The sequence below is a fragment of the Halomonas sp. 113 genome (assembly GCF_904067645.1).
Lineage (GTDB): Bacteria > Pseudomonadota > Gammaproteobacteria > Pseudomonadales > Halomonadaceae > Vreelandella > Vreelandella titanicae.
The window spans coordinates 2,494,853-2,514,450 of the sequence record NZ_LR881453.1 but is presented as its reverse complement, the minus strand read 5'-3'; the positions used below and the strand labels follow the sequence as shown (position 1 = coordinate 2,514,450).

General features: G+C 54.3%; 19 protein-coding genes and 4 tRNA genes. 8 read left to right on the top strand and 15 right to left on the bottom strand.

Annotation, left to right across the window (positions count from 1 at the left end; translation table 11 throughout):
- Positions 1-4: 4 nt before the first annotated feature.
- Genes uvrB through YERSI8AC_RS11745 form a run of 3 tightly spaced genes read right to left on the bottom strand, consistent with a single transcriptional unit; the run spans position 5 to position 2,658 of the window.
- A complete protein-coding gene (uvrB, locus tag YERSI8AC_RS11755; RefSeq protein WP_138801033.1) occupies positions 5-2,029 on the bottom strand; it encodes an excinuclease ABC subunit UvrB in 2,025 nt (674 codons plus the stop codon).
- A gap of 24 nt (positions 2,030-2,053) precedes the next feature.
- Positions 2,054-2,461 carry an OsmC family protein gene (locus tag YERSI8AC_RS11750; protein ID WP_022523500.1) on the bottom strand — a complete coding sequence of 136 codons (408 nt, stop codon included), beginning with the start codon at positions 2,459-2,461 and terminating at the stop codon, positions 2,054-2,056.
- Positions 2,461-2,658, bottom strand: a complete 198-nt coding sequence (locus tag YERSI8AC_RS11745; RefSeq protein WP_007114205.1) for a hypothetical protein — start codon at positions 2,656-2,658, stop codon at positions 2,461-2,463. The genes YERSI8AC_RS11750 and YERSI8AC_RS11745 overlap by 1 nt, the downstream gene beginning before the upstream one ends.
- A 176-nt stretch (positions 2,659-2,834) precedes the next feature.
- Between YERSI8AC_RS11745 and ygfZ the strand changes: the two genes are divergently transcribed.
- Positions 2,835-3,806 (top strand): CAF17-like 4Fe-4S cluster assembly/insertion protein YgfZ, encoded by a 972-nt coding sequence (ygfZ, locus tag YERSI8AC_RS11740; RefSeq protein WP_159176780.1) that lies wholly within the window; start codon positions 2,835-2,837, stop codon positions 3,804-3,806.
- Between the two features lie 7 nt (positions 3,807-3,813).
- Here the strand turns inward: ygfZ and YERSI8AC_RS11735 are convergent, their stop codons facing one another.
- From YERSI8AC_RS11735 to YERSI8AC_RS11720, 4 genes are all read right to left on the bottom strand, one after another.
- Entirely contained in the window at positions 3,814-4,581 is a 768-nt protein-coding gene (locus tag YERSI8AC_RS11735) for a TatD family hydrolase (RefSeq protein ID WP_027959408.1), read from the bottom strand.
- A gap of 22 nt (positions 4,582-4,603) precedes the next feature.
- Positions 4,604-6,193, bottom strand: a complete 1,590-nt coding sequence (locus YERSI8AC_RS11730; RefSeq protein WP_138801030.1) for a peptide chain release factor 3 — start codon at positions 6,191-6,193, stop codon at positions 4,604-4,606.
- Positions 6,194-6,431: 238 nt separating this feature from the next.
- Complete coding sequence (locus YERSI8AC_RS11725) at positions 6,432-6,641, bottom strand: putative motility protein (RefSeq protein ID WP_022523503.1); 210 nt, start codon at positions 6,639-6,641, stop codon at positions 6,432-6,434.
- A 140-nt stretch (positions 6,642-6,781) separates the two neighbouring features.
- Positions 6,782-8,023, bottom strand: coding sequence for an NAD(P)/FAD-dependent oxidoreductase (locus tag YERSI8AC_RS11720; protein WP_009286678.1), 1,242 nt, complete (start codon positions 8,021-8,023; stop codon positions 6,782-6,784).
- Positions 8,024-8,336: 313 nt separating this feature from the next.
- Here YERSI8AC_RS11720 and amt point away from each other — a divergent pair, with 313 nt between their 5' ends.
- Positions 8,337-11,717: an ammonium transporter gene (amt, locus tag YERSI8AC_RS11715; protein WP_159176779.1), complete on the top strand. Its 3,381-nt coding sequence runs from the start codon at positions 8,337-8,339 to the stop codon at positions 11,715-11,717.
- Positions 11,718-11,840: 123 nt separating this feature from the next.
- On the opposite strand, the gene YERSI8AC_RS11710 is transcribed toward amt, so the two are convergent.
- The 5 genes from YERSI8AC_RS11710 to YERSI8AC_RS11690 all read right to left on the bottom strand — a co-directional run bounded on the left by YERSI8AC_RS11710 (position 11,841) and on the right by YERSI8AC_RS11690 (position 12,541).
- Positions 11,841-11,915: transfer RNA gene (locus tag YERSI8AC_RS11710), tRNA-His, on the bottom strand.
- A 34-nt stretch (positions 11,916-11,949) separates the two neighbouring features.
- Positions 11,950-12,024: transfer RNA gene (locus YERSI8AC_RS11705), tRNA-His, on the bottom strand.
- A 76-nt stretch (positions 12,025-12,100) separates the two neighbouring features.
- Positions 12,101-12,177 (bottom strand) — tRNA-Arg (locus tag YERSI8AC_RS11700).
- A gap of 92 nt (positions 12,178-12,269) precedes the next feature.
- Positions 12,270-12,346 (bottom strand) — tRNA-Pro (locus YERSI8AC_RS11695).
- A gap of 36 nt (positions 12,347-12,382) precedes the next feature.
- A complete protein-coding gene (locus YERSI8AC_RS11690; RefSeq protein WP_022523505.1) occupies positions 12,383-12,541 on the bottom strand; it encodes a hypothetical protein in 159 nt (52 codons plus the stop codon).
- Positions 12,542-12,555: 14 nt separating this feature from the next.
- Between YERSI8AC_RS11690 and folD the strand changes: the two genes are divergently transcribed.
- Positions 12,556-13,428, top strand: coding sequence for a bifunctional methylenetetrahydrofolate dehydrogenase/methenyltetrahydrofolate cyclohydrolase FolD (gene folD, locus YERSI8AC_RS11685; protein ID WP_009286677.1), 873 nt, complete (start codon positions 12,556-12,558; stop codon positions 13,426-13,428).
- 38 nt (positions 13,429-13,466) lie between these two features.
- Positions 13,467-14,174 (top strand): 5'-methylthioadenosine/S-adenosylhomocysteine nucleosidase, encoded by a 708-nt coding sequence (gene mtnN / locus YERSI8AC_RS11680; RefSeq protein WP_159176778.1) that lies wholly within the window; start codon positions 13,467-13,469, stop codon positions 14,172-14,174.
- Between the two features lie 69 nt (positions 14,175-14,243).
- On the opposite strand, the gene pyrC is transcribed toward mtnN, so the two are convergent.
- On the bottom strand, positions 14,244-15,281 hold the full coding sequence (gene pyrC / locus YERSI8AC_RS11675) for a dihydroorotase (protein WP_022523507.1): 1,038 nt from the start codon (positions 15,279-15,281) through the stop codon (positions 14,244-14,246).
- Between the two features lie 223 nt (positions 15,282-15,504).
- On the opposite strand from pyrC, the gene YERSI8AC_RS11670 reads away from it, so the two are divergent.
- The 3 genes from YERSI8AC_RS11670 to YERSI8AC_RS11660 are packed head-to-tail and all read left to right on the top strand — an operon-like array spanning position 15,505 to position 17,783.
- Positions 15,505-15,921, top strand: a complete 417-nt coding sequence (locus YERSI8AC_RS11670) for a hypothetical protein (RefSeq protein ID WP_022523508.1) — start codon at positions 15,505-15,507, stop codon at positions 15,919-15,921.
- A gap of 7 nt (positions 15,922-15,928) precedes the next feature.
- On the top strand, positions 15,929-17,200 hold the full coding sequence (locus YERSI8AC_RS11665) for an ATP-binding protein (protein ID WP_022523509.1): 1,272 nt from the start codon (positions 15,929-15,931) through the stop codon (positions 17,198-17,200).
- A 43-nt stretch (positions 17,201-17,243) separates the two neighbouring features.
- Complete coding sequence (locus YERSI8AC_RS11660) at positions 17,244-17,783, top strand: response regulator transcription factor (RefSeq protein ID WP_009286672.1); 540 nt, start codon at positions 17,244-17,246, stop codon at positions 17,781-17,783.
- Positions 17,784-17,844: 61 nt separating this feature from the next.
- Here the strand turns inward: YERSI8AC_RS11660 and YERSI8AC_RS11655 are convergent, their stop codons facing one another.
- Together YERSI8AC_RS11655 and hybE are read right to left on the bottom strand one after the other, a co-directional pair.
- Entirely contained in the window at positions 17,845-18,618 is a 774-nt protein-coding gene (locus YERSI8AC_RS11655; RefSeq protein ID WP_159176777.1) for a 3-hydroxybutyrate dehydrogenase, read from the bottom strand.
- A 73-nt stretch (positions 18,619-18,691) separates the two neighbouring features.
- Positions 18,692-19,117 carry a [NiFe]-hydrogenase assembly chaperone HybE gene (gene hybE, locus YERSI8AC_RS11650; RefSeq protein ID WP_022523511.1) on the bottom strand — a complete coding sequence of 142 codons (426 nt, stop codon included), beginning with the start codon at positions 19,115-19,117 and terminating at the stop codon, positions 18,692-18,694.
- A gap of 183 nt (positions 19,118-19,300) precedes the next feature.
- Between hybE and YERSI8AC_RS11645 the strand changes: the two genes are divergently transcribed.
- Complete coding sequence (locus tag YERSI8AC_RS11645; protein WP_022523512.1) at positions 19,301-19,564, top strand: GrxA family glutaredoxin; 264 nt, start codon at positions 19,301-19,303, stop codon at positions 19,562-19,564.
- Positions 19,565-19,598: the final 34 nt, after the last annotated feature.

Sequence of the window (19,598 nt, the reverse complement as noted above, 5' to 3'; positions counted from 1 at the left end):
ACCGCTAGCCCAGCGCCAGCTGTTTGTCTTTCATTTGATGGAGCTGGTCGCGAAGCCGGGCCGCCTCTTCGAACTCCAGATTTTGTGCTGCCTCAAACATGGCGTCTTCGAGCTTACTGATAGCGCCCAGCAGATCTTGCTTGCTCATCGTGGTGACATCATACTCGGCGGCGCTTTCCGCCACCTTGCGCTCATTGCCACGGCGGCGACTGCTCTTTTTGCCTGGTGCCTGGGCGGCTTCAAGGATATCGGCCACTGAGCGGGTAACCGTTGTTGGCGTAATACCGTGTTCTTCATTATGAGCAGTCTGCTTGGCGCGACGACGCTCGGTTTCATCAATCGCCTTGCGCATCGAGTCAGTAATCCGATCACCGTAAAGAATCGCCTTGCCGTGGGCGTTACGGGCAGCACGGCCAATAGTCTGTATCAGCGAGCGCTCGGCACGCAGAAAGCCCTCTTTATCGGCGTCGAGAATTGCCACCAACGATACTTCGGGAATATCCAGGCCTTCACGTAGCAGGTTGATGCCCACTAACACATCAAACTTGCCCAGGCGTAAGTCACGAATAATCTCAACCCGCTCGACGGTGTCGATATCCGAATGTAAATAGCGCACTCGAATGCCGTGCTCGTCAAAATACTCGGTCAGGTCTTCCGCCATACGCTTGGTTAGCGTGGTCACCAGCACCCGCTCACCTACTGCAGTGCGCAGTCCAATTTCCGATAGCAGATCGTCTACTTGGGTACTGGCCGGACGCACTTCAATTTCAGGATCCAGCAGCCCGGTGGGACGCACCACCTGCTCAACGGTCTGGCTAGCGTGTTCGCCCTCATAGCGGCCTGGAGTGGCGGAAACAAAGATGGTTTGTGGTGAAATGGCCTCCCACTCTTCAAACTTCATGGGCCGGTTATCCAACGCCGAAGGCAACCGGAAACCATACTCGACTAGGGTCTCTTTACGCGAACGGTCGCCTTTGTACATACCACCTACCTGGGGCACGCTGACGTGGGACTCGTCGATAAATAGCAGTGCGTCATCGGGCAGGTAATCAAAGAAAGTAGGCGGTGGCTCGCCGGGGGCACGCCCAGAGAGGTAGCGGGAGTAGTTTTCGATACCGTTGCAGTAACCCAGCTCCAGCATCATCTCAATATCGTAAAGTGTGCGCTGCTCAAGACGCTGTGCTTCTACCAGCCGTTCATGCTTACGCATCCACTCCAGTCGCTCTTTGAGCTCCTCTTTAATGGCATCAATGGCGCCCAGAATCGTTTCCCGGGGGGTGACGTAGTGCGATTTTGGATAGATAGTCATCCTTGGCACCTCCCCGCGGACAGCGCCAGTGAGCGGATCAAACAGTCGGATAGTGTCGATTTCGCTGTCAAACAGCTCTACCCGCACCGCCTCCTCGTCAGAGTCGGCAGGAAAGATATCGATCACATCGCCGCGCACCCGGTAAGTACCGCGGCGGAAATCCATATCATTACGAGTGTACTGAAGCTCTGCCAAGCGCCGCAGGAAAGCGCGCTGGTCAATCAACTCGCCGCGAGTGAAGTGCAGACGCATCTTTAAGTATTGGTCGGGGTCACCCAAGCCGTAAATCGCTGACACTGATACCACAATCAGCGCATCGCGCCTTTCTAGCAGTGCCTTGGTGGCCGAAAGCCGCATCTGCTCGATATGGTCGTTTATCGAGGCATCTTTCTCGATAAAGGTATCCGAGGAAGGCACATAGGCTTCCGGCTGGTAGTAGTCGTAGTAGGAGACGAAATACTCTACGGCGTTATCCGGGAAAAACGCCTTGAATTCGCCATACAACTGGGCAGCCAGGGTCTTGTTCGGCGCCATCACGATGGTCGGGCGCTGCTGTTGTTCCACCACATTGGCCATGGTGAAGGTTTTGCCCGACCCGGTCACGCCAAGCAGCGTTTGGTGAGCAAGCCCAGATTCCAGGCCACTAATCAGCCCTTTAATAGCAGCAGGCTGGTCGCCAGCGGGCTGAAATTTTGACTGCAATCGAAAGGCTTTGCTCATCGGTGCTCCTATAAAAGATATAATTTAAACTAACCGGGTGGCGATCTCGACCGTAGACTGGGTCATCAGGCGTTGAATCGGGCAGCGGTGGCTAATATCTTCCAGCCGGGCGCGCTGTTCGGGGTCTTCAATACCGTGCAGTGTTAATGCCACGTCTAGCTTGTAGATGCCCTTTTTTTCCTGACTATCGTCCCGCTGCACGGTGACGGTAATACCCTCAAGCGGCCACTCTTTACGCTTGGCGTACATCTGCACGGTAACCGCCTTGCAGGTACCCAGAGCAATATCGAAATAGTCGTGGGGATCAGGGGCACTGCCCTCGCCACCTACTATCGGTGGCACATCGGCATATAGATCTTCCAAGCCATTGACTTCAACTCGCTGCCTAAAGACATGGTTGCGTTCACTGATCACGGTAATGGGAGGGTGCATTAGGATACCTTTACGCCTAGCTTGAGTTTTTCAATGGCATTAATCAGCGTCTCGCGTTTTGCCCGACCGTCCACATCGGCACCATGGCGCCCCACTTCGGCACTATCAACGCCATCAAGCATCATGAGCGCCGTGGTGATTTTGTTCACCTGATCGACCGATTTAACACCCTGGAATGTCAACGACTGCTGTGCCATAGCGTTTCCCTACCTGTTGCCCTGTGCAAAACTGATACAAGAGAAAGAGTCTAGCACGCTAATGGTGCCTTGCAATCAGTGACGACTGCCCACACCTAATAGCATTCAAGGCACTTTTACTTTTACGTACTGAATGCATCACTATCGAACGCTTTCCCACTTTTGCAGGAGTTTTTATGGCGACCGTTACCGCTAGCACCCCCGCCCTTGGCAGCGTCCGCCTTAACCACTTAGCCGCGCTGGATGTGAAGGGGGCGGATGCAGAAAAGTTCCTACAGGGCCAGACCAGCGCCCAAGTCAGCTTGGCCGACGGGCACTTTGCGCCGCTCACCTGTTTCTGCACGCCTAAGGGCCGCATGCTGGCCAACGCCCAGCTAATGCGCTTGGGCGAAGAGCATTATCGGCTACTGCTCAGTAATACCCTATTGGATAGCCTAGAGAGTCATCTTAAAAAATTCGCCGCTTTTTACCGTGCTGAACTAACCAGCCAACGCGACCTAGTATTCATTGGTGCCAGCGATGAGGCCCAATCGCTTGCGAATCAGCTGGGCCTGACGCTAGCTGATCAAGTAGGCCCCCATACTAGCAACGATCAGGCCTGCGCAATCCGCTACCCTGGTGAGACACCGCGCTGGCTATTGTGTTTCGCAAACGACAGCAAGGTCGATTTAGCGTCGGCTCAGGATGACCAAGCGGGCCGTAACGCTTGGCAGCTTGAGGATATTCGTAGCGGTTTGGCGTGGCTAACCGATACCCAACAGGATCACTTCCTGCCCCAAATGCTGAACTGGGAAGCGCTGGGCGGCATTAGCTTTAAAAAAGGCTGTTACACCGGCCAGGAAGTCGTCGCCCGAGCACACTTCCGGGGTCAGGTGAAAAAGCGCTTGATGCGTATTAGCTTAGAAGCCGACTCACTGCCCGCAGCAGGTGCTAGCGTGGTTAATAGTGACGATAAAGCGGTAGGTGAAGTGGTGGTCAGTGCGTTTAATCATCAAGGCGGCGTCGAATTACTGGCAGTCATGAGCACCAAAGTCGCCGAAGAAACTATGCAACTTTATTTAGATGGGGTGCCAGCGACACTTCTCACGTTACCCTATACGATTGAACGCGTTGACCCTGAACAGCTGGCAGTTAGCCTTAACGGCTAGGCTTATTCTAGGTTGAAGGCAAGCCAAACAGCGTCGCGGCGGTATTACTGCTCTGAGCTGCGACCTGCTCCTCTGTTTGCCCGCGCAGTGCGGCAACAACGCTGCATACCTCAGCCACTCGACATGGCTCATTACGCATGCCCTGGTAGCCGCTAAGCGGCATATCGGGGCTGTCGGTTTCCAGCACAAAGGCATCGTCAGGCAGTCCCTCAACGGTTCGCCGTAACCGCCTGGCGCGTTCATAGGTGACTGCGCCGCCCAACCCCAGCTTGAAGCCCAGATCGAGAAACTTGGTTGCTTGCTCAATGGAGCCTGAGAAGGCGTGAATCAGCCCTGCCTCTGGAAGCGCAAGCTGGCGTAGGCGCTTGGCGACCTTATCGTTGGCGTGGACACAGTGCACCACTACCGGCAGAGAATGCTGTTTCGCTAGCTTCAGCTGGACATCAAAGTAGTGCCACTGCGCTTCAAGCGTGTCGGTAAAGCGACCATCAATACCGCACTCGCCCACTGCTACTATCTCAGGGTGCTCAGCGAGCAAATGATCAAGCGCGTTGATATCCGACGCTTGATGCTCATCGACAAAGTAAGGGTGCAAGCCCAAGCATACCGACGTATCCGGCCGCTCGCCGAGCGCCAGCACCTGCTGCCAGCGCGAACGGGTCGTCCCCGGTACCACAAAGTGCACGACACCCACTGCCTTAGCGGACTCGAACACCTCAGCCCGATCATCATCGAACTGAGTAAAATCGAGATGGCAATGAGCATCTATCAGCATGGGAACGCCTGACATATAGGGATTAGTGCTCGCGGGTAGGCTGGAAGCGAATATCCGGCCAACGCTCCTGAGTCATCTGCAGGTTCACCCGGGTAGGCGCAATGTAGGTGAGATAACCACCGCCATCGATCGCCAGGTTGGCGCTGGCCTTGCGCTTGAACTCTTCCAGCTTTTTGGCATCTTCACAGTAGACCCAGCGAGCTGTCTGGACATTGACACCTTCATAGAGGCAGTCGACCTTGTACTCCTCCTTGAGACGGTGGGCGACCACATCGAACTGCAGGGTACCTACGGCGCCGAGAATCAGATCGTTGTTGTCCATCGGCATAAAGACCTGGGTAGCCCCCTCTTCGGAAAGCTGCTGCAAGCCTTTTTGTAGCGCCTTCATCTTAAGTGGATCTTTAAGCCGTACGCGCTTAAATAGCTCGGGGGCAAAGTGGGGTATGCCGGTAAAGCGCATATCTTCGCCCACGGTAAAGGTATCGCCGATCTGAATCGTGCCGTGATTATGCAGGCCAATAATATCGCCGGGCCAAGCCTCTTCTACCTGGGAGCGGTCGGAGGCCATAAAGGTCAAGGCGTCGGCAATCTTAACGTCCTTGCCGATACGCACATGGCGCATCTTCATGTTCTTTTCGTACTTACCCGAGCAGACGCGCAAAAAAGCGATGCGGTCGCGGTGATTGGGATCCATATTGGCCTGGATTTTAAACACGAAGCCGGTGAAGCGCTCATCATCAGATGTGACTACCCGCGTATCGGTTTCGTGGGCCTGGGGCGGCGGCGCGTACTCGACAAAACCGTCAAGCATTTCACGCACACCAAAGTTACCCATGGCGGTACCGAAATAGACCGGTGAAAGCTCCCCCCTCCGGTAAGCATCCAGATCAAACTCATGGGAGGCACCGCGCACCAGCTCGACTTCCATGCGCAGCTCTTCGGCCTGCTCTTCTCCAAGCACAGCATCCACTTCGGGATTATCCAAACCCTCAATGCGCTTATCCTCGGGAATGCGGCTACCCTGCCCCTGGGTATAAAGATGAATCACGTCGTTATAAAGGTGATAAACGCCCTTAAAGTGGCGACCCATGCCAATCGGCCAGGTCATCGGCGCACACTGGATATTCAGTACCGTTTCAACTTCATCCATCACCTCAATGGGATCACGGATATCGCGATCCATTTTGTTGATGAAAGTGAGGATCGGCGTGGTGCGCAGACGACACACTTCCATCAATTTAATGGTGCGATCCTCAACACCTTTGGCGCCGTCGATCACCATCAAGGCAGAGTCAACCGCCGTAAGCGTACGGTAGGTATCTTCAGAGAAGTCTTCGTGACCCGGTGTATCCAGCAGATTGACGATGCGGCCGCCGTAGGGGAACTGCATCACCGAGGTCGTTACCGAGATCCCCCGCTCCTGCTCCATCTTCATCCAGTCTGACGTTGCATGGCGATCGTTACGCTTGCTCTTCACCGAGCCGGCTAACTGGATGGCATTCCCAAATAGCAGCATTTTTTCGGTAATGGTGGTTTTACCGGCGTCGGGGTGCGAAATAATAGCGAATGTCCTGCGAAGCTCGGCTTCACGGGCTAATTGAGTCTCTTTCATTGTGCCTCTTCAAATATAGGGTCTCATTCGCAGCACTCACTCAGCAGCTTTCGCTAACTGGCCACCGCGCGTTGAGCCATGTCCATTGCGACAATTGTAACGCTTGGAGGCGGCTGTTGTCGCGGGTGGCGTCAAATGTGACGCTCTTGAAAAAGGCCAAAAAAAACGCTGAACAAGTCAGCGTTTTAATCTTACAAAGTGGCACAAGGCCGATGTTAACCACCACCAAAGCCGGGGGCTAGGCGAAGGTATTTACCTGCGTACCTAGGGTGCCCTCTTTAGCTAGATCTGGCTGCGCGCCAGTATCGGCAGAGGCCATTATTTCAGTTACTTGATCAGCTTGCGTATCCAAAGCTTCTTTGAAAACCTGCATTTGAGCCTGTTCGGCGGTTTGCGCCTGATTCATATACAGCGATGCACTGACTGAACTGCTGATGCCTACATCCATATATCCACCTCATGGTGTGCAAATGTACTTATAAACTAGCAAAGCATTAGATCACGCGCAAAGATACCGTCTCTATTACTGGTGCTAGCGTCTATTACTATCGGCCTAACTCGCCTGATCATTAATAAATAAAGCGCTAGTTAGAACCTATCAGCACGAAATGGTGCCATATCGATGGCCGTGGGCTGCCCCTCCATCATATCCGCCATTAGATGACCGGTGGCGGGCCCCAGAGTGAACCCCTGATGGCCATGGCCAAAGGCAAGCCACAACCCTGGATGCCTTGGCGCAGGCCCAATCACTGGCTTCATATCGGGCAAACAGGGGCGCGCGCCTTTCCAAGGGGCGTCATCGCGTCGCTCGCCCAAGGGGAACACGCTGCGTGCCACTTTCTCGGCGGCGCCCAGTTGATTGACATCAGCAGGCGCATCCAAGCGATCAAGCTCAGCGCCGGTAGTCAAGCGAACCCCTGCGTTCATCGGCGCCAGCAGGTAGCCCACCTCGGCATCCATAACCCAGAAATTTAGCTTGGCTGGCGCTTGAGGCGCGTAATGCATGTGGTAGCCACGTTTTACAAAGGTAGGAAAGTGGTAGCCCAATTCTTTTAGCCAGCTTCCCGCCCAGGGCCCTAGCGCCACGACGACGTCATCTACTTCTAACGCTTCAGCAGCGGTATTGACCTGCCAGCGATCACCCATTTGCTGAACCGACTTGATATCCGACTGCAAAATACGCCCGCCATCATTACTAAACGCTTGGGCGTAAGCCGCGACCAACCCACCTGGATCAGCAACCGTCCAGGGATCAAGCCAGTGAATTGCGCCGATAATGGTGTCACTCAAAGAGGGCTCTTTCTGCGCAAGAGCCGCCTTATCCAGTTGCTCAAACTGCACGCCATAAAGGCGCCGTGCTTCTTCGGCCTCGGTTATCCGCGCAGCAAGTTTTTCAGGCGTGCGATATAGCTCAAGCCATCCCTGCCTGCGCACCAAGTGCTCAGCGCCTGCGGCTTCAATCATCGGGCCGTGGGTTTTTAGCGAAAGCTGAATCAGTGAGGCGTATTCCGGCACGATTTTCTGGTAAGTCTTCGGCGCTGAGTTCATCCAGTAGCGCAATAGCGGGGAGGCGGCGTTGACCATACCCGCGGGGCGGTAACGAATATCTACCCGACGGTTAGGTAAAACGCTGAGGAGCGTTTTAACGTCGCGGGGAAAAGGGTAAGGCCTTACCGCTTCCCGCTGAATGATACCCGCATTGCCAAACGAGGTTTCGCGGCCAGGCTGAAGGCGATCTACCAGGGTCACCTCATGCCCACGCTGGCGCAGATGCCAGGCAATGCTGACACCGACCATGCCTGCTCCCAAAACTACCGTTTGACGCGCCATCTTGATGCACTCCCTTTTCAGCGTTTATGAACCACAATTGAAGATCTATAACTAATTGAAAAATATCACCAATCAATGCGCATTAACACAGTAGAAAACGCTATTTTATTTCTAAAAATCAGTAATTAATGCTGCCATTAGCGTTAAAAAGGATGACTTCACTATTAGCGGCATAACAATTGCTTAGTTTCTATTAGGAAACCTGAATAGCAGTCAGTTAGCACCGGTGCAACGGTTCCCCCTCCTTCCGCTTAAAACAAACAAAGCACCAAAAAGAAGCGCACTTGCACCAAAAGATACTAAGGAAAACACCATGCCTACCACGCTAAATTTGGACAGCTCGTTGCTCGATATGCTCTGGGTGCTCTGGGCCGCTGCTCTGGTATTTGTGATGCAAGCTGGCTTTCTCTGCCTGGAAGCGGGCACTACGCGCACCAAGAATGCTATCAACGTCGCTATGAAAAACGTAGCGGACTTTGCCATTGCCGTCAGTATTTTTTGGTTAGTCGGTTTTGGTCTCATGTTTGGCGACTCTCACCACGGCTTAATCGGCACAACGCTGTTTGGTTGGCAATTAGAAGCCTCCAGCCACTGGGTGATTACCGTTTTTATTTTCCAAGCAATGTTCTGCGCCACCGCCGCTACCATTGTGTCGGGCGCAGTGGCAGAACGTATGCCCTTTTTAGCCTATACCTGGACGGCCCTCTGGATAGCCTTGGTTATCTATCCGGTTTTTGGGCATTGGGCATGGAGCGGGCTTTTGGATGGCGCGGAAGGCTGGTTAGGGGCGCTAGGGTTTGTCGACTTTGCGGGCTCCACGGTCGTACATAGCGTAGGCGGTTGGGTCGCCCTGGCAGCGGTACTGTGTATTGGGCCACGCAGCGGACGCTTCAGCCACGGTAAACCACCTACTGCCTTCCCTTCAGGCAACTTACCCCTCGCCATGTTAGGCGCACTGTTTATGATCTTAGGCTGGTTTGGCTTTAACGGCGGTAGCACCCTGGCCGTTACCGAGCAAATACCCAGCATAATAGCCAATACTGTTTTGGGCGCCGTCGGCGGCATCCTTTCGGGCATGCTGATGGGGCTACGCACTCGGCGCTACGCCGACGTTATGTATGCGATTAATGGCGCCATTGCGGGCTTGGTCGCCGTCACCGCCAGCGCTCATGTGATCTCCTTATCGGCGGCATTTGGGCTGGGTGCGGTTAGTGGCGTACTGATGGTACTGACCAGCGAATGGCTGATAAGCAAACATATTGATGATGCAGTCAGCGCCATACCCTCGCACCTCGTCGCGGGCGTATGGGGTACGCTAGCACTGCCCTGGGTCGCTGACTTAACACTGATGGATAGTGGCTTGTCGCGATCCGCTCAGTTTGGCGTTCAGTTGATCGGTGTTGTGGTGTGCGGCGTTTGGAGCTTTGGCAGCGCCTGGCTACTGTTCCGCATTACCCGGCGCTTCCTGCCCATACGCGTCTCACCTGAAGCAGAAAAGATGGGCCTCAATCTCGCCGAGCATGGCGCCAAAAATGAGTTGAACCAACTGCTTGAGCATATGCGCCAGCATGAACAGCAGGGTGATATGCGCCAGCGAATTGACGCCGACCCGTTTACCGAAGTGGGCGAAATAGCGGCGAGCTATAATCGCGTAACCGCTGCCCTTGAAAGCGCCGTTGGACATACCCGCGTGATGCTTCGCAATCTCCGCGATGGCGTGATTACCTGGCAGGCAGACGGCACCCTGACCAGCCTTAACCCTGGAGCGGAGCAACTCTTCGAGGTCGACGCCAAACAGATTATTGGCCAACCTGTCTCGCAGCTATTGCCAACCCGCTCCCTCAGCCCCGGAGCACGCCATGAAATTAAACGCCGCTGCGCAGATATGCAGGTGCGCCACCTGGAAATACAAGTCAGCGAAGGAGCCAGCGGTTCCGCGTCAGAGCGCTCAGGGATGGTGCGCGATATTACCGAGCGCAAACAGCTGCAGGAGCAGTTAAACCGCGAACGCGACCTTGCCCGTACTACCCTGGCATCGATCGGTGATGGCGTTATTACCTGCGACGCTAGTGGCAACGTAACGTTTATCAATGCGGAAGCTAAGCGCTTGACCGGATGGACACTCGAAGAGGCCATGGATAAACCCATTTACGTGGTGTATCAACTACTCGATGAAGCCAGTGGCCAACCGCTAAACAACCCGGCCCGGCAAGTGCTCACTCAACTAACTCCGGTGCACTCCACCGAGCACTGCCTACTGGTCAGTCGTGATCACTCGCATACCCCCATCCAACACAGCGCTTCACCAATACGTTCGCGCAGCGGCATTACCTTAGGTGCAGTGGTCGTTTTTCAGGATGTTAGCCTCACTCGCCAGTTGACCGAACAGCTGAGCTATCAGGTCAGCCATGACAACCTGACCGACCTGCTCAACCGCCGCGCCTTCGAATCAGCACTGACTGCGCTACTTAATCGCGACGATGGCCACCATGTGCTGTGTTACCTGGATCTCGATCAGTTCAAAATCGTCAATGACACCTGCGGCCATCTCGCTGGAGATGAGCTGCTGCGCCAATTGGCGTTAAAATTTAAAGACCATGTGCGCAGCAGCGATATCGCCGCCCGCCTGGGTGGCGATGAATTCGCTTTGTTGCTACCCGATTGCGGTATAGAGCGAGCATTGACGATTGCGGAAGCGTTACGCTGCGATATTGAGCAGTATCGTTTTTCTTGGCAGGGCCATACCTTTGGTATCGGCGTAAGCATTGGTTTGGTTGAACTCAACGCCGCTCAGCCCATGCAGTTGAGCCAGGCTCTCCACGCCTCTGACGCTGCGTGCTACGCCGCGAAAGAGGCAGGCCGCAATCGCATCCACTGCTATCAGCCTGACGATCATGCATTACTGGAGAAACACGGCGAACTGCAGTGGGTACAACGCTTGCAAAATGGCTTGGATAACGACACCTTCCGTCTTTTCGCCCAACCCATTGCAGCCATTTGCGCCACTGGCCCTGGCTACCGGGAAATTCTGCTGCGACTTGAAGAGCATGGAGAGATCATCGCGCCAGGTAGCTTTCTACCCGCTGCCGAGCGTTATCACTTTATGGAGCGCATTGACCGCTGGGTGATTCGTAACACCCTAGCCTGGCTAGGGGATCAAAACCGCCATGCGACGCTGCCACCTCACAGCTTATGGGGGATCAATCTTTCAGGTGCGTCGCTTTCCGATGCGGATTTTTGTCACGACCTTATTACTCAGGTCGCCATGGCAGGCCTGCCCCACGGCACGCTCTGCTTTGAAATTACCGAAAGCACCGCCATTGCCCAACTCTCAAGCGTGAGTGAAATAATTGTCACCCTTAAAGAGTACGGCTGTCGCTTTGCACTGGATGACTTTGGTACCGGCCTCTCCTCTTTTAGTTATTTGAAGCAGTTGCCCGTCGATTATTTGAAAATTGACGGTAATTTTATCCGCAATGTGCATCAGGATCCGATTGATCGGGCGATGGTTGAGGCGATTCATGCCGTCGGCAAGGCGTTAGGAATTGAAACCATTGCTGAATTTGTGGAAACCCAGGCAACGCTGGATATTTTGCACCACATGGGAATCAACTACGCGCAGGGGTATTTGCTGGGCAGGCCTGAGCCGCTCACCCATATGGCGGGTAACCGCATTAAGGTGATGCCGCGCTAGCTACAATAAAGGAGGAGTCTAAAAGCCAGAAACACAAAAACCCCAGTTAAGGGCATACTCTCTAAAAGAAGGGGTAAACTAAAAGGAAATTAAAAATAGCAGAAGCGATATATGCTGGGGTAATGGGGTGGATGATGGGACTTGAACCCACGACCACCGGAGTCACAATCCGGGGCTCTACCACTGAGCTACACCCACCACAACCTAAAACTGGAAACGCAAATATTGTCACTGGGGTGGATGATGGGATTTGAACCCACGACCACCGGAGTCACAATCCGGGGCTCTACCCCTGAGCTACACCCACCAAAGACAATCTTACGTAGAACAAATAGCATGCGCTTGAAGATATGATTCTGACAGGTTGTTACCACTGAATTAGGTGGCACGCCCAGCAGGAATCGAACCCGCAACCTACGGCTTAGAAGGCCGTTGCTCTATCCGGTTGAGCTATGGGCGCACATATAGTATTCATATAATACGAATACCGATGAGCACTAGACCACAACTGCAGCTTGGAAAAGCAAACTACTACCTTTCATGCTAAGTGATTGGTCGGGATGGAGGGATTCGAACCCCCGACATCCTGCTCCCAAAGCAGGCGCGCTACCAGACTGCGCTACATCCCGATTTTTATCACCTTAGACGCTACCGTGCTGCCCGTCTCAAGCGAGGCATATATTACTATTTTTAATTTTAAAGTCAACCATTAAAGTGATTGTTCGTGAAGGCGCTTTGCCTGGATGCTCCAGCGTGCGAAAATTACCGCCTTTAAAGCGCTGTGGCTTGAGCGCTTTAATGCCTAGGCTATTTTTAACATTCACAGGGACTCCATTACATGACCGCCCAACTAATCGATGGCAAAGCCATCGCTGCTACTGTCCGCCAACAGGTTGCCGAAAAGATCGCTGCACGCCGTCAAACCGGCGGACGGGCACCGGGACTAGCCGTGGTTGTGGTCGGGGACGATCCCGCCTCTCATGTGTATGTCAGCAATAAGCACCGCGCCTGCGAACAAGCTGGCATTCTCTCCTTTCAGCATGCCCTACCCGCTACAACCTCACAGCATGAACTGGAAGCCCTGGTTGATCAGCTCAACAGCGACCCGACCGTTGATGGCATCTTGGTTCAACTGCCACTGCCCAAGCATCTCGATGCCGAGCCCATTTTAGAGCGTATTCTGCCTGGCAAAGACGTCGATGGGTTTCACCCCTACAACATTGGCCGCTTAGCGCAGCGTATGCCCGCCCTACGCCCCTGCACGCCGAAAGGAATCATGACCCTACTGGCACAGAGCGATATTGCGCTACGCGGCTTAGATGCCACCGTTGTGGGCGCCTCTAACATTGTAGGCCGCCCTATGGCGCTGGAGCTGATGCTGGCAGGCTGTACCACCACCGTATGTCACCGTTTTACCCGCAACCTTGAAGATCACGTAAGCCGAGCCGACATCCTGGTCGTGGCCGTCGGCAAGCCGGGTATCGTGAAAGGCGAATGGATTAAGCCGGGCGCTATCGTGATCGACGTAGGCATCAATCGTCAGGAGGATGGCACGTTAAAAGGCGATCTTGATTTTGCCACCGCCGCCGAACGCGCCAGCTTTATCACCCCCGTACCTGGCGGCGTGGGGCCGATGACCGTAGCTACTCTGCTGGAAAATACCCTTGAAGCCGCCGAGAAGCACGATTTAGCTCCCCTAGAGCACGCCTGAGTTAAACAACACCACTTTTAATGTAGGAGCATGGCGCAGTGAAGCGTATTGGTATTATTGGCGCAATGGCGCAGGAAGTGAGCACCTTGGTGAGTCAGTTGGACAATCCCCAACGCTACGAGCACGCGGGTTTTGTCTTCCATACCGGCACGCGTTACGGCCTTGAGGTCATTGTGCTGCAGTCAGGGATTGGTAAGGTCAATGCCGCAGTAGGCACGGCTATTTTATTAGAGCGCCATCAGCCCGATGCCATTATCAATACCGGTTCCGCCGGTGGCTTTGCCGCCGATTTAGCCATTGGCGATGTAATCATTTCAGACGAAGTACGCCATCACGACGTCGACGCCGTGGTATTTGGCTACGAGATAGGCCAAGTGCCGGGAATGCCCGCCGCCTACTTGGCCGACAAATCGCTGCGAGAAGTGGCGCGTAATGCCATCGTCTCGTTAGGTGAAGTCCAGGTACGCGAAGGCTTGATCGCTACCGGTGACGCCTTTATGGCTGACCCTGCAAGGGTAGACGCTACCCGTGCCCAGTTCCCTAGCATGCTTGCGGTAGAGATGGAGGGCGCAGCCCTTGCTCAAACGTGCCACCTCTACCAGTGCCCCTTCGTGGTGATCCGCGCGCTCTCTGACATTCCTGGCAGTGGCGACAACCACCTCTCCTTCGATGAATTTCTGGAAGTGGCCGCCGACCACTCATCGCGCATGGTTGACCAAATGCTTAAGCAACTTGGCAACGTCTAACAGGGCTTACTAAGCGCTTGGAGCCGTCGACCGTTAAAGCGTCGACGGCGCTTGTTAAGACCTGGCTTGTTAAGACCTAACCGCCCAGTTAAGCGTCTCCCCCGCCAGCAATGGAATAATGTTCTCTCCCTGAGCGTAAGGATAACTCTCCGGCAGTGTCCAACCCCGTCGCTCTAGCGTAATGGTGTCTGCGTTAGCCGATAACCCATAAAAACGCGGCCCATTCAGGCTGGCGAAGGCTTCCAACTTATCCAGGGCACCCATTTCATCGAAGGCGGTGGCGTAAAGCTCAATGGCCACGGGGGCAGTATAGGCACCGGCACAGCCGCAGCTTGACTCTTTAGCCCCCTGGGAGTGGGGCGCGCTATCGGTGCCCAAAAAGAACTTATGGCTACCGCTGGTGGCTGCTTTAAGCAGCGCCTGGCGATGCTGCTCACGCTTTAGAATGGGCAGGCAGTAGTAGTGAGGACGAATCCCACCCACCAGCATCTTATTGCGGTTAAAAAGCAGGTGATGCGCAGTAATGGTGGCGGCCACATTATCCGGTGCCTGGGCAACAAACTCTGCGGCTTGCTGGGTGGTGATATGCTCACACACTACTCTCAGCGCCGGATGGCGTTCCAGCAGCGGTTTTAGCACTGTTTCAATAAACACCGCTTCGCGATCAAAAATATCGATCTCAGCATGGGTGACTTCACCATGCACCAAAAGTGGCATGCCAACCTTAGCCATCATTTCGATAGTGGCGTCACAGTGGGCCAAATCGGTCACCCCTGAATCGGAGTTAGTCGTGGCACCCGCCGGGTAAAGCTTCACCGCTTTGACAATGCCACTTTGTGCCGCGCGCTCGATCTCTTCCGGTGGAGTTGTATCGGTGAGATAGAGCACCATTAAGGGCTCGAAGGTACTGCCCGCTGGCAAGGCAGCAAGAATACGCTGACGATACTCAAGCGCCTGAGCCGTAGTGGTAACCGGCGGGGTGAGATTGGGCATAATGATCGCCCGCCCCATCTGCGCTGCGGTATGGCCTACCACCGCGTTGAGCGCCTCATCGTCGCGCAAGTGAAGGTGCCAGTCATCGGGGCGGGTCAGTGTTACAGTGTCCACGGCATGTCCTGTAGTGGTGTTAAGTCGGGTAAAATACGCCATGTACAGTATACGCAATTGCGCGATGGGATAAATCCGCTCCTCAAGTGCCCACACCCCAGCCCAAGTATCGTATTATGGCGGCGCTGTTTTAGAGACACAGCTCTTTCAAGATCCAGATCTAACGGTTAGTTTTTGCAGTCGTTTATAAAAGTTAGTTTTGACGCTAAGGATTCGGTTGTTTATGCAGAACGTGCGCCGCTATGCGGATATTATTGCCAGCCTGGAAGGATTGATGTGGCTAAGCCTCGCTTGGTCGATTTCGCTCTCCGTTCATATCGGCAGCACAGAACCCACTCTTGCTAGCTTATTGGTGATTGGTGCTCTAGTGGTTTTCTGCTGGGCTCATCGGCCACTGCGTTACCTGTTGCGCCGCTACCATATTCGCAAGCGACGCACCGATATGTGGATCCATACCCTGGCTCTGCCGTTGCTGCTGGCGATGTTCCTCCACATCATGCTTGAAGCGTTATTGGGTAGCGCCTGGTTGCCGCCTAAAATGCTGCTGTTCAATATATTGGCGTCGGCTGGCTGGACAACCTACGTGATGACCCTGTTGATTAAATCTGTCATTCATGGCTTTAAAGCCAAGACCAAGTAAGCCCAAAATGCAAACTGCCCTACCCCTTCCGCTTTCTACTCCCAACCGAAACTTGGTGCGGCTGACTATTGTGCGCGGCATCACCTGGACCGGTTTCTTATTGGCTATTGTGGTGGGCGTTGAACTGCTCGCCTTCGATTTACCGGTGACCGCCGTGGTGAGCGTGGTCATTTCAATGGGCGTACTCAATATTGCCACCTGGTGGCGCCTGGGCCGTCCCCGCGCGGTGACGCACCTTGAGTATTTGCTGCATTTACTTGCCGATATCACCGGCTTAACACTACTGTTCTATTTCTCGGGCGGTTCCACCAACCCTTTTATTACCTACTACCTGGTGCCGGTTACCATCGCCGCCGCCACCCTGCCCTGGCGCCATGCCTGGATCATCGCCGCATGCTCCATGGCGGGCTATACCTTTTTAATGTTCTCCTACCACCCCATCCCGCAACTGGGCCATATCAACAGTGATAGCCCCTTGAGCCTGCATATACTAGGCATGTGGCTTAACTTTGGCCTCTCTGCGGGGCTGGTAACCTTTTTTATCTACAAAATGGCTCACGCGCTGCGTAGCCGTGATCAGGCGCTCTCCCGCACTCGGGAAGCGGCCCTGCGCAATGAGCAGGTGTTGGCGGTCGCGACCCAGGCCGCGGGCACTGCCCACGAACTGGGCACACCACTCTCTACCATGGCAGTCCTCCTCAAAGAGATGCAGGCCGATGCCCCCGCCGATTCGACGCTTGATCAGGACATTAACTTATTGCGCCAGCAGGTCGACGTATGCAAATCACGTCTACAAAATTTGGTCTCCAACGCTGACCGGCGGCGTATGGCAGAACCCGAAGTGCTCGATGCAGAAGTGTGGTTAGCGGGGGTTGTTCAGCGCTGGTTGGTGCTCCGTCCTGATGTGAGCCATCAGTTCGATGTGGCAGAGAAACGCGGAAGACCTTGGCTGGCCGTCGATGCCACGCTCGACCAAGCATTGACCAATTTGCTCAATAACGCCGCTGACGCCAATCCTGAGCACATTGCCATACGCTTAGACTGGCAGAGTGAGAGCGTGGTGATCGATATTCGTGACCATGGCCCAGGTGTCGCCATGTCGATCGCCGACCAGTTGGGTGAGACGTTTATTTCGACTAAAAGCAAAGGCATGGGCATCGGCTTGTTTTTAACCCATGCCACCATCAATCGCTTTGGTGGTGGTGTAAGCCTGTATAATCACCCGGAAGGGGGTACGCTAACGGAAGTCACGCTGCCCCGCTGCGCAGCGCCAACTTAATCGCGCCCGCCCCAAGCACCGCCAGTTATGGATTGAGGACAACATGCAAACGCGAGAGCAACGCCTGCTAATCATAGATGACGATGAAATGTTTTGTCATGTGCTGAACCGTGCCCTTACGCGCCGCGGTTACGACGTTATAGTTGCCCACGATGCCGAGCAGGCCCTGACCATGGCCGCGCAGCATTCACCCACCATGGCGACCCTTGATTTAAAACTGGAAAACAGCTCAGGTTTAAAACTGCTTCCGGAGCTGCTTGCCACCGTGCCCCAGTGTCGCATTGTGGTGCTGACCGGCTACTCCAGCATTGCCACCGCAGTGGAGGCGATTAAGCTCGGCGCGGTTAACTACCTGTGTAAGCCGGTGGATGCCGACGATGTATTAACCGCATTCGAGCGCCAAAGCGGTGACCCGGATATTGAGCTTGCAGACAATCCGCCATCGATTAACCGCATCACCTGGGAGCATATTCAGAAAGTGCTGCAGGAGCACGACGGCAATATATCCGCCACCGCACGAGCGCTGGGCATGCACCGCCGCACCCTGCAGCGCAAACTACAAAAACGCCCCGTACGTCGTTAAAGCCTGCAACAAAGCACCCCGCCAACCACATCAAGGTCACTGGCGGGGCCAAACTGATTAATTAATGCGCCGTCCAGCCTAAATCGATATTAAAGCTTGAGCCAGTCACAGCACCGGCTGCGTCGGATGCCAGATAAGCGACTAATTGCGCCACCTCTTCAGGTTCGATCAAGCGCTTGATGGCCGCCTGTTTGAGCATGACTTTCTCGATGACCTCCTGCTCATCCATACCGTGCAATTTAGCCTGGTCGGCGATTTGGTTGTCCACTAACGGGGTTTTCACATAGGCAGGACATACCGCATTCGCGGTGATGCCTTGTTCACCGCCCTCTAGCGCCGCCGTTTTGGTCAAACCAATCATGCCGTGTTTGGCACTGATGTACGCCGCCTTCCCTAGTGAAGCCACCTGAGCGTGTATCGAGGCCACGTTAACGATGCGTCCCCAACCCTTTTCACGCATATGCGGCCAAGCCGCCTGTGTTAGTAAGAAAGGCGCCGTTAGCATCAAGTCCATAATCTGACGCCACTTTTCCTCGGGGAAGGTCTCAATCGGGGCAACGTGCTGAATCCCAGCGTTATTGACCAATATATCAACACCGCCAAAGCGCTTGACCGCATCCGCCACCGCCGCACGGCAGGCGTCGGGATCGGTTAGATCCGCCTCAAAGAACGCCGCGCCGGATTTTTCAGCGACCGCCTTACCCGCCGGATTAAAATCGACGGCAAGCACTTGATGACCTAATTCGCAAAAGTGCTTAACCACAGCGGCACCGATCCCGCTGCTAGTACCGGTTACCAGCGCAACTCGCGGTGTTGTAACGGCTTGGGAAGTCATGGGTAATTTCCTTTTTCACTGCGTGGATGGAAGATACTGTTTGTAGAAATCCTGACAGTATAGCTGGCTGCACTTAGGCGTTGAGCCCTTCATCGGGTTGCATTAAACGCGCCATCATTTGCTGCGCCAGCCTCGCGGCCTCCTGCATGCTCTCCAGCTCGCTTAAATCTCGCAAAATGGCGCGCTTATAGAGTCCGTAGCCGCCTGGCAAGCGCTCAAGAGATAGTGGGTATGTGCCTGAAGGCAGAGAAAGCGTAAGCGTATCCGCCAGAGTCTCGGTCAGCAGGGAGTGGTCAGGCACTGCAACCAGCCACAGCTCGCAGGGCGTAATCAACGCCCCCACCATGTGCTTAGCGCCATGATGCTGGAAGCATAGCGCATCAACCCCTAAACGCGGGTTCCAGTCACTTTTTCGTTTAATGGATGGCAAGTGCCTATCTCGGTACGCTTTCGACAGATCAGTAAGAAAGGTGTATTCGTCAGCGGTGAGCGTTTGCATAGGCTTGTTGGTTTTCCCAGGTGATAACGGACATTAATGGTTCGTGTAGCGAGCTACTATTGGCGAAACGAGCTCTGCTCAGCCACAATGGGCGCGAATTTATCGCTTAGCCAAACGGCTATTTACCCTTCAGTTACTGTCTACCTGATAACTTACTCAGTTTATCGTAAAGGAGCACCACCTATGTTCGTGGTTATTTTTGGTCGGATGTCATGTCCTTTCTGCGTACGCGCAAAACAGCTGGCCGAGCATTTGGAAAAAGTCGGAAAAATTGAAGGCTATCGCTATGTGGATATGCCCTCTGAAGGCGTCACTAAAGAAGATATCGCCAAAACAGCGGGTAAACCCATTCACACTGTCCCGCAGGTATTTGTCGATCAAACCCATGTAGGCGGCTTTACTGAATTTGATCAGTTTGTCCGCGATCAACAGCTACTTGCCGTTTAACCGCTCGTTAATAGCCGTTGAACCCTTGCTTACC